Raw genomic sequence first — 13,056 nt, forward strand, 5'->3', positions numbered from 1 at the left:
TCTGTCAGGCTTTTGTCTGTTTTTCCCGGGCTGTCCCGGGACCGGAAAGGACACAGATATGACACCCACTGAACTTCTTCTTGACCGTGCCTCCTGCAAATCCTATACCAGCGAACCGCTGCTGCCGGATGAGGCACGGCTCATTGTCCAGGCCGGACAGGCAGCACCTTCCGGCATGAACCGCCAGCCGACTGCCTTTCTGGCAGTCCTGGACCCGGCCATCCGTGACCGGCTCTCCAGACTGAATGCTGCAGTGCTGCAGACAAAGACCGACCCGTTTTACGGAGCACCGGCTGTGTTTGCCGTCCTGGCAGACCCGTCAGCTTCCACCTATCTGTATGATGGCTCGCTGGCAGCGGGTCAGATGCTGCTGCAGGCGAACGCCCTGGGACTGGGGTCCTGCTGGATCCACCGGGCCAGAGAGGTGTTTGAAACAGAGGAAGGAAAGTCCATCCTGAAACAGGCGGGGCTTCCTGAGGACTATGAAGGGATCGGATTTGTGATTGCCGGTCATCCCGCCACAAAACCGGCTGTCAAAAAGAAAACCTCCCTGACGGGGTGGCTTGTATGATCCGCGTAGGCCAGTCCGTGGACATTCATCCCCTCAAGCCGGGCCGGGACCTGGTTCTGGGCGGCGTGAAAATCGACCACGAAACCGGACTGGATGGTCACAGCGATGCGGATGTCCTCGTGCATGCCATTGCGGAATCCATTCTCGGGGCCCTTGCCCTGGGTGACCTGGGAACGCATTTTCCCGACACAGATCCCAGGTACAAAGGCATATCCAGCCTGAAGCTTCTGGCACATACCGTTGACCTTGCAGCCCATACAGGATATCGGCTTGTCAACCTCGATGCCACGATCCTGGCAGAACGGCCGAAAATGGCACCCCATATCCCCGTCATGCGGGAAAACATTGCCAGGGTCCTCTCCTGTGATGTCTCGCAGGTTTCCATCAAAGCCACACGGGGAGAAAAACTCGGATTTGTGGGACGGCAGGAAGGCATCGCAGCGGTCTGCGTCTGTCTTCTGGAGGACAGACGGTGAGGTGTGTTCTGCAGCGGGTCACGGAAGCCCGCTGTGTGATCGAAGGAGAAACTGTGGGCGAAATCGGCGCAGGGTACATGATCCTCACCGGATTCTGTGCAGCGGATACAAAAGACACCATCGACCGCATGATCCGGAAAATTCTGGGTCTCCGGGTGTTTTCCGATGAACAGGGCAAGATGAACAGGAGTCTGCTGGATGTGGAGGGCTCTGTGCTCAATATCAGCCAGTTTACGCTCTACGCCGACTGCCGGAAGGGAAACCGGCCGGGTTTTTCGCAGGCAGCCTGTCCAGAGGTGGCCATTCCGTTGTATAATTATATGAATGAACAGCTCGCAAGACAGGTTCCGACTGCAACCGGCCGGTTCGGTGCCGATATGCAGATTCACCTGATCAACGACGGACCTGTGACGATCGAGCTTGAAATGGGGGAAATTTGATGAGAATCGATGGAAAAGCGCTGGCGGCTGCCAGACGCGAGGCCACCGCAGAGGCGGTGCAGCGCCGGACAGAACAGGGTCTGCCGGCCCCGGTCCTGGCGGTGATTCTGGTCGGGGAAGACCCTGCCAGCCAGGTCTATGTACGCAACAAGGAAAACGCCTGCCGAAAGGCGGGAATCGAGCCCCGCACCTGGCGGCTGCCGGCAGACACCGCCCAGACAGATCTTCTGGACCTGATCGCGCAGCTCAACAGCGATCCTGCGGTGCATGGGATCCTGGTGCAGATGCCGCTGCCGAAACACCTGGATGAGCAGGCTGTGATCGATGCCATCGATCCGGACAAAGACGTGGATGGACTGCATCCCGTCAACGCCGGACGTCTGGCCAGCGGCCTGCCGGGATTTGTACCCTGCACACCGCAGGGAGCCATCGCCCTGCTGGAAAGTGCCGGACTGACGGATATGACCGGCCTGAAGGCTGTGGTGGTCGGCCGCTCCGTCCTGGTGGGCAAGCCCATGGCGCAGCTTCTCCTGGAACGGAACGCGACTGTCACGATCTGCCATTCCCGGACCCGGGATCTTGCTTCGCAGGTGAAGGACGCAGACATCGTGGTGGCAGCCGTTGGGCGTCCGGAACTGATTCAGGGGGACTGGATCAAAGACGGTGCCTATGTGATCGATGTGGGGATCAACCGCGTAGAGGGACATCTCGTGGGGGATGTGCAGACAGAGGAAGCGGAGAAACACGCTGCAGCGATCACACCTGTTCCGGGTGGCTGCGGTCCCATGACAGTCCAGATGCTGCTGGAAAACACGCTGCTGGCAGCCAGACGGCAGGAAGAAACAGCCAGGTGAAGACCCGAAGCGGCTGCTGCCCATCGGGCCAGAACCGCCTGCACATAAGGAGGACACGCTTGTGGAATACAATCTGAATGATATTGTGGAGATGAAAAAAGAACACCCGTGCCATCTCTCGAAGCAATGGAAAATCATCCGCATGGGTGCCGATATCCGGATCAAGTGTCTGGGCTGCGGAACCAGCGTGCTGATGCCGCGCTTGAAATTTGAAAAGAAACTGAAAAAAGTCGTCACTCCCGCAGCCCAGTCAGGTCAGGCGGCAGAACGCTGAACACTGCCGGACCCGCCTGGTCAAAGACAGACAGAACACAGATACGAAAGGAACGATGAGCCATGCCACTGCAGGCAGGAATTGTGGGACTCCCCAATGTCGGGAAATCCACGTTATTCAATGCAATCACCAACTCTCAGGTCGAAGCGGCCAACTATCCCTTTGCGACCATTGCCCCGAACGTCGGGGTCGTGGAAGTGCCGGATGCCCGGATCGACCGGCTGACCGAACTGTTTCAGCCGAAAAAGACCATTTACACAACCTTCGAATTCACCGACATCGCCGGCCTGGTCAAAGGCGCATCCAAGGGCGAGGGACTGGGCAACCAGTTTCTGTCGAACATCCGGCTGACAGATGCCATCTGCCATGTCGTGCGGTGTTTCGATGACCCGAACATCACCCACGTGGAGACAACCATTGACCCCGTGCGGGACATTGAGATCATCAACCTGGAGCTGATCCTGGCGGATCTGCAGACAGTGGAAAACCGCATTGCGAAAGTGGAGCGGAAGGCGAAAACCAAAGACAAGGAAGCGGTGGCGGAGCTGTCGCTTCTGAAGAGACTGCAGCCGCATCTGGAAGCCGGCGAACCGGCCCGGACACTGGAGATGGATGAAGAGGAACAGGCAATGGTCAAAGGTTACGGGCTGATCACCATGAAACCGGTGATCTACATTGCCAATACCGATGAAGAAGGCGTTTCCTCTCCGGAAGACAACGTCTACTGGCAGCAGGTGAAGGACTATGCTGCCAGGCATGACAGCGAGGCCGTTTTGCTGTGTGCAAAAATGGAAGAGGATCTCTCCGGCATGGACCGGGAAGAAAAGCAGGCGTTCCTCGATGAACTCGGGCTGCCGGCTTCCGGACTGGACCAGGTCATCACCCGGGCCTATGCCATCCTTGGGCTGCAGACATTCCTCACCGCCGGTCCCGATGAATGCCGGGCATGGACTTTCCGGAAGGGCATGAAAGCCCCGGAATGTGCCGGGGTCATTCACTCGGACTTCCAGCGCGGCTTCATCAAGGCAGAAGTCTACCGGTTCCAGGACATGGATGAGCTCGAAAGCGAAGCGGCGATCCGGGAAGCCGGACGCATGCGCATGGAGGGCAAGGAATACGTGGTGCAGGACGGCGACGTGATGCACTTCCGGTTCAACGTATGAGAACGGAGCCGCTGACTGCATCCGCCGGACGGGAGGCATCGCTGTGATCCTGGGACAGAGCCTGAGCCAGATCGTGGTACTGGTCATTGCCGTGATCCTGTCCATGTCCATACACGAAGCCGCCCATGGGCTGGTCTCGTACTGGTTTGGGGACCCGACCGCCAGACAGGCGGGCAGACTGTCCCTGAATCCCCTGGCACATATTGACTGGAGCGGACTGCTCTGCCTGCTGCTGTTCGGGTTCGGCTGGGCCAAGCCGGTCCCCGTGGATCCCTCCTATTACAAGGATCCAAAGGCCGGCATGATCTGGACAGCCTTTGCAGGACCCGTCGCAAACTTCCTTCTGGGGTTTGTGTGCGTGTTTCTCTATTATCTGCTCCTGAAACTGGCACCGGGCTTTGCCTTCGGGACCGTTGGCAGTTTTGTGGAATCGGTGTTTGCGACCACCGCCATTCTGTCCACTGGATTCGGGATCTTCAACCTGATCCCTGTGCCGCCTCTGGACGGATCCAAGATCCTGTTCGCGTTTCTGCCTGACCAGGAATACTACCGAGTCACGAGAGGCACACCCTGGATGTACATTCTGTTCATCGCACTGCTCTGGAGCGGCCTGATTTCAGGTCCCATCGGCATGCTGCGGGGGGCCATGATCGACGCCTTTTCCTCTGCCGCGATGTTTCTTCTGGGTATGTAACTGTGATTCACCCGGTTCTGTCTGCAGGACCGGGTTTTTGGTATACAGTCAGACTGCTGCCGATGTCGGCAGAATCTGGTTTTATGACACAACCGGAGAAGATGATGTGCATTTCATCTCCGGCGTCTGTTTTTCACGATTGTTACAAATTTTTTCAGGCCGTTGCAATCCCAAAATGCAAAGCGTATGATAAACGCATATTACGGGAGGAAACGTACTATGAAGAGAGATTTCATGAAGCTCCTGGCCGGCGGCCTCAGTGCTGCGATGCTGCTGGCAGGCTGCTCGGGAGCAGCCGGCTCAACCGCAGGCGGTTCATCCAGCGAAGGCGGTGCATCGGCTGATGCAGGCGATACCGTCAAGATCGGCCTGAACTTCGAGCTGACCGGCGAGGTTTCCAGCTACGGCACAGCCGAGCGCAACGGTGCACAGCTGGCCATCGATGAATTCAACGCAAAGGAAGACAAGCCGTTCACAGTGGAAGGCGTGGAAATCGATTCCAAGGGTGACCCTGCTGAATCCACCACAGCCGCAATCAAGCTGATTGATGAAGACCAGGTGGCTGCCATCGTGGGACCTGCCACATCTGCTCCGTCCATTTCCACATACCAGGCTGCTTCCGACAAGCAGACTCCGGTCGTGTCTCCTTCCGCCACACAGGTGGATGCAATGCTGAACAACGGCGAACCCTATGAATATGCATGGCGTGTCTGCTTCGAAGACAGCTACCAGGGCGCAGCCATGGCCATCTATGCCTACGAAACGCTCGGCGACAAGAATGCAGCCATCATCAACGAGACATCCGACTACGGTCAGGGCCTGGCCAAGACGTTCAAGGAAAAATTCGAGTCCCTGGGCGGCAAGGTCGTGGCACAGGAACAGTACAACGCCAAGGATACAGACTTCGCGTCCATCCTGACCAAGATCAAGGAAAAGAAATTTGATGTCCTGTATATCGCGGGCTACTACGGCGAAGCCGGCCTGATCATCAAGCAGGCCCGTGAATCCGGCATCGACTGCAACATTGTCGGCGCTGACGGCTTCGAGTCCGAAAAGCTGGCGGAACTGGCCGGCAAGGAAAACCTGAACAAGGTATGGTACACGACCTGCTACACGACCGTGAATGCCTCCGATGAACTGAAGAGCTTCATTGACGACTACACAGCCAAATACGACCAGGCTCCCAACATGTTCTCCGCTCTGGCTTATGACGCCACCAACCTGGTGCTCGATCAGCTGGCTGCCACAGGCAAGACCGGTGCCGAACTGAATGAAGCCATCAAGAAAGCCGACTTCTCCGGTCTGACCGGGTCCTTCACCTTTGACGAGAAGACCCACACTCCGAAGAAAACCGTGCTGGTTGTCAACCAGGAAGACGGCGTGCAGACAGAAGTCGACGAAGTCGAAGTCAAATAAGCGAAACCAATCAAGTCAAATGGGGAACTGAGATTCCCCATTTTTTGAGTAAAGGAGGTCCAATGAGCCAGTTTCTTCAGCAGGTCATCAACGGCCTGTCTCTGGGCAGCATCTATGCGCTGATCGCCCTGGGCTACACCATGGTCTATGGCATCATCAAGCTGATCAACTTCGCACACGGCGATGTCTACATGGTCGGCGCCTATACTGCCTTTATCTGCACCGCATGGCTGGGATTCGGGTTTTTCCCGGCACTGATCGCCAGCATGGTGGTCTGCGGACTGCTTGGTGTGCTGATCGAGCGCCTAGCCTACAAGCCCCTGCGAAAAGCCCCGCGGATCACGGCCCTGATCACCGCCATTGGCGTGAGCTACATCCTGGAATACACGATGCAGTATTTCATGGGCAGTGAAGTCCGCACCTATCCCAACGTTCTTCCCAAAACCACCTACCAGCTGGGTCCGGTGTCCGTCACCACCCACCAGATCTATATTTTTGCGATCACCATCGTGCTCATGGTGACCCTGCAGTTCATCATTTCGAAGACCAGGATGGGCCGTGCCATGCGCGCGGTCTCCGTGGATGAACAGGCGGCGGAGCTCATGGGAATCAATGTCGATACCACGATTTCCTTCACCTTCCTGCTCGGATCCGCTCTGGCGGGTGCTGCGGGCATCCTGGTGGGCATCTACTACAACACCATCAACCCCCTGATGGGTCTGACCCCGGGCCTGAAGGCGTTTGTCGCCGCGGTATTCGGCGGCATCGGCAGTGTTCCCGGTGCCGTGATCGGTGGTCTGTTCATCGGCATTGCCGAGACCATGGTCGTTGCCTATGGATCCAGTCTGTACCGGGATGCCATCGTGTACGCGATCCTGATCGTCGTGCTCATCGTCAAGCCCACCGGCCTGCTGGGCAAGAACCAGAGAGAGAAGGTGTAGTCCATGCCAAAGAGTGTATTCACGAAGGAAAACCTCTGCTGGGTGATCCTGTCTGTCGTTCTCTTCGGTGTACTGACCCTGCTGATGCAGGCGGGCATCATCAACTCCTATTACAGGATCACGCTGTTCAACATCTGCATCAACATCATGCTGGCTGTGAGCCTGAACCTGGTCATTGGCATTTGCGGGCAGTTTTCCCTGGGCCACGCCGGGTTTATGTGCATCGGTGCATACAGTGCGGGTGTGATCACGAAAATAATCCCAAATTACGGCGGTCTCCTGCTGGGGATCCTGGTCGGATTCGCCATTTCGGCAGTTGCTGCTCTGATTGTCTCCGTGCCGACGCTGCGTCTGAAGGGTGACTATCTGGCGATCGCGACCCTCGGATTTGCGGAAATCATCCGGATCCTGGTGCAGAACATGACCATCACCAACGGTGCGGCGGGTCTCTCCGGCATTCCGGCACTGACGACCTGGCCGATCCTGATCGTGGGTGTCATTGTAGCGATCGCGGTCTGCAGCAATGTCATGCGCAGTGCCCCGGGACGGGCCTGTCTGGCGATCCAGGATGACGAAATCGCTGCCGAGGCCATGGGCATCAACACCACGAAGTACAAGGTCATGGCATTTGTGATCGGGGCACTGATCGCAAGTCTGGCCGGCGCACTGTTCGCCTGCAGTTTCTATGTCATCAAGCCCAGTCAGTTCACGTTCAACCGCTCGATCGACATTCTGGTCATGGTGGTATTCGGCGGCATGGGCAGCATGACCAGTTCCGTGCTGGCAGCGATTGCCATCGGTCTGCTGAACACGATCCTGCAGAACTTCACAGACCTGCGCATGATCATCTACGGTCTGGCGCTGGTCATCATGATGATTTTCAAGCCCAACGGCCTGCTGGGAAAACGGGAGCTTTCCTTCAAAAGGATCCTGGCAAGGCGTGAGGCCGGAAAGGAGGCCAGCTGATGGAACCCGTTCTGCAGGTAAAGAATCTCTCCAGGCACTTCGGCGGCCTGACGGCTGTGGCGAATGTGTCCTTTGACATCCAGCCGGGGGAACTGATCGGGCTGATCGGCCCCAATGGTGCGGGGAAAACCACGCTGTTCAATCTGCTTACAGGGGTGTATGAACCCAGCGAAGGGCTGATCGAAATGGATGTGGACGGCAAGCCGACGCAGATCGGCGGACTGCCTCCGTATAAAATCACGGATCTCGGTGTGGCCCGGACGTTCCAGAACATCCGGCTGTTCAGGGAAATGACGGTGCTGGAAAACGTCAAGGTCGCCATGCACCGGAACATCCGGTATGGCGTCATCAGTGCCATCCTGCGGCTGCCGAAGTACTATTCCGAGGAGCGCTGGGTGGAGGAAAAGGCCTGCGAGTACCTGAAGGAAGTGGGCCTGTATGCCAAGCGAAACGAGCTGTCCGTGAATCTGCCCTATGGCGAGCAGCGGAAGCTGGAAATTGCCCGCGCCCTGGCGATCCAGCCCAAGATCCTGTACCTGGATGAACCGGCGGCCGGCATGAACCCGCAGGAAACAGCGGACCTGACGGCGCTGATTCACCGCATCCGGAAGAAATACGGCCTGACGGTGATCCTGATCGAGCACGACATGTCCCTGGTGATGAAAATCTGCGAGCGCATCTTCGTGCTGGACTACGGCAAGCTGATTGCCAGCGGGTCTCCTGAAGAGATCCGGAAAAACGAGTTCGTCATCAAGGCGTATCTCGGGGAGGAAATCTGATCATGGCGATGCTGGAAGTCAAGGACCTGCATGTGCATTATGGTGTCATCGAGGCCCTGAAGGGGATTTCGATGTCGGTCAACGAAGGGCAGATCGTGGCGCTGATCGGCTCGAATGGTGCGGGAAAAACGACACTGCTGCAGTCGATTTCGGCCATCAAGAAAAAGACCAGCGGCGAGGTGATATTTCTGGGAAACAACATCACGTCTGCGACGCCGAAGAAAATCGTGTCGGAGGGACTGACGCAGGTGCCGGAGGGCCGCCGTGTGTTCACGGGGCTGTCGGTATACGAGAACCTCATGATGGGGGCCTTCCTGCGAAAGGACAAGGCGGCGATTGAGGAAGACCTGCAGAAGGTCTATACCCAGTTCCCGATTCTCGAGCAGCGGAAAAACCAGGATGCGAGCACACTGTCAGGCGGCGAGCAGCAGATGCTGGCCATGGGCCGGGCCCTGATGGCAAGGCCTAAGCTGCTGCTGCTGGATGAGCCCTCCATGGGTCTGGCACCGATCCTGGTCAAGGAAATCTTCTCGATCATCCAGGAGATCAACTCCACGGGGACGACCGTGCTGCTGGTGGAGCAGAATGCGAAGATGGCGCTGTCGATCGCAGACTATGCCTATGTCCTGGAAACGGGGAAGATTTCCCTGCAGGGTACCGGCAGCGAACTGGCGGACAGCCCGGAGATCCAGAAGGCCTATCTGGGCGGATAATGCCCATGCAGACGGCACCGGAGGTGCGAGTCTGCAATGGCATTTCTCAGTGGAGCAGGCAGGCATGAAGCCCGCTGCTTCGGACACACGGTGAAAGGTGAGGGCCTGCACATCGCCTGTTCCTTTGTATAATGAAGCTGAAAGAAAACCGGTCGCTGTATGCAGAACAGACCGGTCAAAGAGGAATGTATGTTTAAAGTACAAGATTTCATGACGACTCCGGTCATCTGCACGGAGCCGGATGCCCGAATCACGGATGTTCTGGACATCATGAAGAAAAACAACCTGCACCGGATCCCTGTCACGGATGCAAACGGCACACTGGTGGGCCTGATCACGGAAGGGATGATTTCCGGTGCCGGAGGCAATGCCACGAGCCTGTCGATCTACGAACTGAACTATCTGCTGTCCAAGACGAAGGTCAAGACCGTGATGCAGAAAAGAGTGGCCACGATCCATCCGGAGAACCTGATGGAAAAGGCCACGGAAAAAATGCTGAAGGAAGACATCGGCTGTCTGCCTGTCGTGGATGACCACAATAAAGTGGTGGGAATCCTGACCCAGAACGATGTGTTCAAGTCCTTCCTGGAAGTCCTGGGCTGGTACCGCGAGGGTATCCGCGTGGCTCTGGAAGCGAAGGATGAAATCGGCCAGCTGGAGAAAATCTCCAAAGTCTTTGCGGATGAAGGCATCAACATTGCCAACATCGGGGTGTATGACACGACCAACGGCAATGCCAGCATGATCATCCGGGCTGATAAAGCCACGGATGGCCTGAAACAGGCACTGGAAGACGCCGGTTATATGGATGTGGAAATCGCCAAAGCCGAATAACATAAAGAACCTGCAGGAGCATAAAAGCTGTCTGCAGGTTTTTGCTGATTCAGGATGTTGCCGAAGGTGCGGAAAGGAGAATCGGGTTCTGTATCCGAACAGTGCGGTGTCCAAAGCGTGAAGCCGCACAGGCCGTCTCACGGATCCGATCCGGCGCATTGGAGACCAGACGGATCATGGCAGACTGAGCTCTGCCCTCCGGAAAGACTAAATTCCGAAAAGTCGCGCCTGGATTGGAATTCAGATTTTCAAATTACAAACGGTCATATATCATCGAAGGCAAGAGACAATCAGCCATTTCATCATGATATATGAAACAGACCGGCGCGCTGTGCACACTCACCATAAAACCCGGATGGACCATATACCACCAGCCGGGTTTTCATTTTTCAGGATGTGGTCCTGGCGTCTGTGTGCGGCTGCATCAGACATTCCTCGAAGAATGATTCCAGCAGCGGATTCAGCCGTTCGGGAAACCGCAGCGGATAATCATGTCCTGCACCCGATAGAACCAGTGTCCTGCAGTGGGGGTTTTCCTGCAGCATGGCCAGTGACTGCTTCATGTCCCTGGTTTCCCGACTGCCGCAGACAGCCAGTATGGGGATGCGAAGGTCCCTGTATTCGGGATAATCTCTCAGTTGGAGGGTATTTCGGAAAAAGGAGGCATAGACCGCCGGGGTGATTCTCTTGGATTGCGAAACCAGATCCCCAGTCTCATCGTGAGACAGCCGCCAGTACATCCCCTGAAGCCGGACCAGCCAGGCACAGTGCAGCAAAGAAGCAGCAGGTCTGGCCAGCGCGATATATCTGTGGACAGAGCGGGTCCGGGGGTTGATCCAGGCGCTCAGGATTGCAGCTTTGACAGTGAGTTCCGGATGACAAAGAGCAAAGCGCAGCGCAATCTGCGCCCCCAGAGAATGCCCTGCCAGGATCACCGGCTCTCCTCCCAGACGTCGGACCAGGTCCAGAAGGGCATTGTCTGTCCACTCCGGATCGAACAGCCTGCCTGCCAGATCACCCGCTCCCGGCAGCTCCGGAATGACCAGGTGGTACCGGCTGGCAAGTTCCAGCTGGTGGCTGAACGTATGCACGACACCGGCTCCATGCAGCAGAATCACCGTCGGATTCTCTTTGTTTCCATATTCCTTGAATTTCAGCATATTTCCTCTTTTCCATCAGACGGAGCCTGAAACAGGAACAAAAAAACCGGAAGCCTGCGCCTCCGGTTGTGGACTGATGGAGCAGGCGAGGGGAATCGAACCCCCGCGGCAACCTTGGGAAGGTTGAGTTCTGCCATTAAACTACGCCTGCAGCTGTCCTTATTATAAACGGGCACCTGCTCTAAGGCAAACCGGACTTCTGTCCATGGAGCCTTGGATGAGCTGCGTTGTGTACGGGATACGAATGGTTCTGCTCAGAGATGAAGCGGTTTTTGATGGAAAAGAAAAAGACACCCTGCGATGCCTCTTTCCTGCCTATTTTCCCCAGTTGGCCAGATCTGCCGGATAGGGAACAGCCACATCCTTATTGATGTCTTCCGCTTCCATGTCCACAACTGCTGTGAATGGCTGGCTCTGGTCCTGAATCCTGTATACCCCCTCCAGATCGAGCTTCAGTGCCGTAAGCGTCCCGTCGTTGATCGTGGCCTCCATATCCGCCCGGTCAACAGTGGTGCTTCCCAGGGAATCCAGGTAGTAGGCCAGACTCACCGGATCGATCTCGAACCGGTACTGGTCGTGGCTGACAGACACAGATTTGAAACACTTTTCCTTCTGTTCATCGGTCATGGACAGAAACGGGTCCCAGGACTCCAGCTTCTCTCCCGGCTTCAGGCCGATGTTTTCTGCCAGACTCTGAGATTTTGTCCCCATGGAATTCAGGTACGTTTTTCCATCCCGGATATAGAAATTGAACACATCGTTCACCGGGATCCCCATGGCGCTGCCATCCACCTCCAGGGCCAGCTCCAGGTCCTGTTTCTGATTCAGGTACAGGTGAAAGCGCCCGGACAGAGACATATTCGTGCGGATGTCGGCTGTCCCCTCGATTTCCATGGACTGTGCCATGAGCGTTTTGTGCAGGGCGTCAAAGAATGCCAGGGAGGCCTGCTGCTTTTCTGTGCCCTGACCCTGGGAACAGGCAGCCAGCGTCAGAGAGCAGACAAGAGCCATCATGAGTGTGCAGAGTTTCTTCATGGGATTTCTCCTTTTGGTCATAGTAAGATGAATGGGAACAGGTGTCAAAGACAGACACAGGGAGGATTTGCGGACAATGGTACTTGTATACTACGGAAATGAAATCGACAAAAAGCCGGTGTTTGACCGGATTTTTCAGGACCTGGGCCTAGCAAAACGGGACCTGGGAGATGCAGACCTGAATGCCACTGTCGGCGAACTGGCAGATACCGAAGCACAGACAGCAGACCTGAAGGGAGACAAGCCGCTGTTTCTGTACTACGACAAACTGGACTCGAAGGACATCCAGCGGGTGGAAGCAGCCCTGAAGCAGGCCGGGCTGCATGTCAGCCGGAAAGCGGTCCGTACGGAAAACAACGAGAAATGGACACTGGAAGCCCTGATGTACGAAATCGGCCGGGAAGATGAATGGTTCCGGAAGACCAACCGTCTGTACCAGCTGGTGACACATCCCGACAAGGAGAGGCTGGCCAGCGATCCGGCCTATATGGCCCTCATGGCACAGTCCTTTGCGCTGCTGGAAGAAAACGACATGTCGGAAGAGCAGCTCGACCAGGCCATCGCGGCAATCGAAACAGATCTAGCCAGACAGGAAAAAGAAACCGTTCCCCGGGCATAAGCCGGGACAAATGAGGAAACGGACAATCCCGCAGGATCCGGGTCATGCCTGGGTGTCCTGCGGGATTGTGTGTATTTGCGCAAAATGTGACAAACGAAGAAGGATGAAGCAGGAGGATAAA

Annotated in this window: 16 protein-coding genes and 1 tRNA gene; 14 read left to right on the forward strand and 3 right to left on the reverse strand. The window is 56.4% G+C overall.

What is annotated here, in order from left to right:
- Positions 1-58: 58 nt before the first annotated feature.
- From aalo17_RS02165 to aalo17_RS02225, 13 genes are all read left to right on the forward strand, one after another.
- Positions 59-571 carry a nitroreductase family protein gene (locus tag aalo17_RS02165; RefSeq protein WP_067555006.1) on the forward strand — a complete coding sequence of 171 codons (513 nt, stop codon included), beginning with the start codon at positions 59-61 and terminating at the stop codon, positions 569-571.
- Positions 568-1,047, forward strand: coding sequence for a 2-C-methyl-D-erythritol 2,4-cyclodiphosphate synthase (ispF, locus tag aalo17_RS02170; RefSeq protein ID WP_067555009.1), 480 nt, complete (start codon positions 568-570; stop codon positions 1,045-1,047). Before aalo17_RS02165 ends, ispF begins: the two co-directional genes overlap by 4 nt.
- Positions 1,044-1,487 carry a D-aminoacyl-tRNA deacylase gene (dtd, locus tag aalo17_RS02175; RefSeq protein WP_067555012.1) on the forward strand — a complete coding sequence of 148 codons (444 nt, stop codon included), beginning with the start codon at positions 1,044-1,046 and terminating at the stop codon, positions 1,485-1,487. The genes ispF and dtd overlap by 4 nt, the downstream gene beginning before the upstream one ends.
- The gene (folD, locus tag aalo17_RS02180) at positions 1,487-2,341 is read left to right on the forward strand and encodes a bifunctional methylenetetrahydrofolate dehydrogenase/methenyltetrahydrofolate cyclohydrolase FolD (protein WP_067555015.1); all 855 of its coding nucleotides are present in this window, start codon (positions 1,487-1,489) and stop codon (positions 2,339-2,341) included. Before dtd ends, folD begins: the two co-directional genes overlap by 1 nt.
- A gap of 61 nt (positions 2,342-2,402) precedes the next feature.
- Positions 2,403-2,615 carry a DUF951 domain-containing protein gene (locus aalo17_RS02185; protein ID WP_082743185.1) on the forward strand — a complete coding sequence of 71 codons (213 nt, stop codon included), beginning with the start codon at positions 2,403-2,405 and terminating at the stop codon, positions 2,613-2,615.
- A 62-nt stretch (positions 2,616-2,677) separates the two neighbouring features.
- Positions 2,678-3,778, forward strand: coding sequence for a redox-regulated ATPase YchF (gene ychF / locus aalo17_RS02190; protein ID WP_067555018.1), 1,101 nt, complete (start codon positions 2,678-2,680; stop codon positions 3,776-3,778).
- Positions 3,779-3,821: 43 nt separating this feature from the next.
- Positions 3,822-4,472, forward strand: coding sequence for a site-2 protease family protein (locus aalo17_RS02195; protein WP_236940498.1), 651 nt, complete (start codon positions 3,822-3,824; stop codon positions 4,470-4,472).
- 219 nt (positions 4,473-4,691) lie between these two features.
- Positions 4,692-5,888, forward strand: a complete 1,197-nt coding sequence (locus aalo17_RS02200) for an ABC transporter substrate-binding protein (protein ID WP_067555021.1) — start codon at positions 4,692-4,694, stop codon at positions 5,886-5,888.
- Between the two features lie 62 nt (positions 5,889-5,950).
- Positions 5,951-6,829 carry a branched-chain amino acid ABC transporter permease gene (locus aalo17_RS02205; RefSeq protein ID WP_067555024.1) on the forward strand — a complete coding sequence of 293 codons (879 nt, stop codon included), beginning with the start codon at positions 5,951-5,953 and terminating at the stop codon, positions 6,827-6,829.
- Positions 6,830-6,832: 3 nt separating this feature from the next.
- Entirely contained in the window at positions 6,833-7,795 is a 963-nt protein-coding gene (locus tag aalo17_RS02210; protein ID WP_067555027.1) for a branched-chain amino acid ABC transporter permease, read from the forward strand.
- Positions 7,795-8,574 carry an ABC transporter ATP-binding protein gene (locus aalo17_RS02215; protein WP_067555030.1) on the forward strand — a complete coding sequence of 260 codons (780 nt, stop codon included), beginning with the start codon at positions 7,795-7,797 and terminating at the stop codon, positions 8,572-8,574. Before aalo17_RS02210 ends, aalo17_RS02215 begins: the two co-directional genes overlap by 1 nt.
- A gap of 8 nt (positions 8,575-8,582) precedes the next feature.
- Entirely contained in the window at positions 8,583-9,287 is a 705-nt protein-coding gene (locus aalo17_RS02220) for an ABC transporter ATP-binding protein (protein ID WP_067560049.1), read from the forward strand.
- Positions 9,288-9,476: 189 nt separating this feature from the next.
- Positions 9,477-10,121, forward strand: coding sequence for a CBS and ACT domain-containing protein (locus aalo17_RS02225; RefSeq protein WP_067560050.1), 645 nt, complete (start codon positions 9,477-9,479; stop codon positions 10,119-10,121).
- A gap of 389 nt (positions 10,122-10,510) precedes the next feature.
- Here the strand turns inward: aalo17_RS02225 and aalo17_RS02230 are convergent, their stop codons facing one another.
- From aalo17_RS02230 to aalo17_RS02240, 3 genes are all read right to left on the reverse strand, one after another.
- On the reverse strand, positions 10,511-11,281 hold the full coding sequence (locus tag aalo17_RS02230; RefSeq protein ID WP_067555033.1) for an alpha/beta fold hydrolase: 771 nt from the start codon (positions 11,279-11,281) through the stop codon (positions 10,511-10,513).
- A 77-nt stretch (positions 11,282-11,358) separates the two neighbouring features.
- Positions 11,359-11,432: transfer RNA gene (locus aalo17_RS02235), tRNA-Gly, on the reverse strand.
- A 164-nt stretch (positions 11,433-11,596) separates the two neighbouring features.
- A complete protein-coding gene (locus aalo17_RS02240) occupies positions 11,597-12,316 on the reverse strand; it encodes a hypothetical protein (RefSeq protein WP_067555036.1) in 720 nt (239 codons plus the stop codon).
- Positions 12,317-12,392: 76 nt separating this feature from the next.
- Here aalo17_RS02240 and aalo17_RS02245 point away from each other — a divergent pair, with 76 nt between their 5' ends.
- On the forward strand, positions 12,393-12,935 hold the full coding sequence (locus aalo17_RS02245) for a DUF3783 domain-containing protein (RefSeq protein ID WP_067555038.1): 543 nt from the start codon (positions 12,393-12,395) through the stop codon (positions 12,933-12,935).
- Positions 12,936-13,056 lie beyond the last annotated feature (121 nt).

Source organism: Faecalibaculum rodentium, from assembly GCF_001564455.1.
Taxonomy (GTDB): Bacteria; Bacillota_I; Bacilli_A; order Erysipelotrichales; family Erysipelotrichaceae; genus Faecalibaculum; species Faecalibaculum rodentium.